Below are 603 nucleotides of genomic sequence, written 5' to 3'. Positions count from 1 at the left end.
TCGTCGACCGTGCGCATGTCCGAGTGGCCGGCCAGGGCCTTGAGCCCGGACTCCTTGTTCATGATCTGGTCCAGGCGCTGAGCATCGAGATCCGGGTAGCGCTCGAGCAGGGCCGTGACGATCGACGGGTCCAGATCGCCGGTGCGGGTGCCCATGATCAGCCCGGCCAGCGGCGTGTAGCCCATGGACGTGTCGTAGGACGCTCCGTCCCTGATCGCGGTGGCCGAGGCCCCGTTGCCGAGGTGGGCGACGACCGCGTCGAAGCTGTCGCGCTCCACACCCAGGAAGCGTGCGGCCTCGCCGGTGACGTAGTCGTGCGAGGTGCCGTGGAATCCGTAGCGGCGCACGCCGTACTCGGAGTACATCTCCTCGGGCAGCGCGTAGCGCCACACGTGCTCCGGCATGGAGCGGTGGAACGCCGTGTCGAACACGCAGACCTGGGGCATGTGCGGCCACTTCTTCTGGATGGCTCGCAGGCCCAGGGCGCTGGCCGGGTTGTGCAGCGGGGCCAGCGGGGCCAGGCGCTCGATCGCGCGGATGATCTCGTTGCTGACCAGCACCGGGGCGGAGAAACGCTCGCCGCCGTGGACCACGCGGTGCCCG

The 603-nt window shown here is 69.8% G+C and carries 1 pseudogene; it reads right to left on the bottom strand.

Features of this window, described 5'->3' with window-relative positions:
• Positions 1–603, bottom strand: a pseudogene (locus IG178_RS24865) (acetate kinase); the annotation flags it as partial.

Origin of the sequence: Neoluteolibacter marinus (assembly GCF_014904755.1) — a bacterium.
Taxonomy (GTDB): domain Bacteria; phylum Verrucomicrobiota; class Verrucomicrobiia; order Verrucomicrobiales; family Akkermansiaceae; genus Haloferula; species Haloferula marina.
The sequence above is the reverse complement of the archived record's forward strand: the minus strand, read 5'-3'. Positions and strand labels throughout refer to the sequence as shown.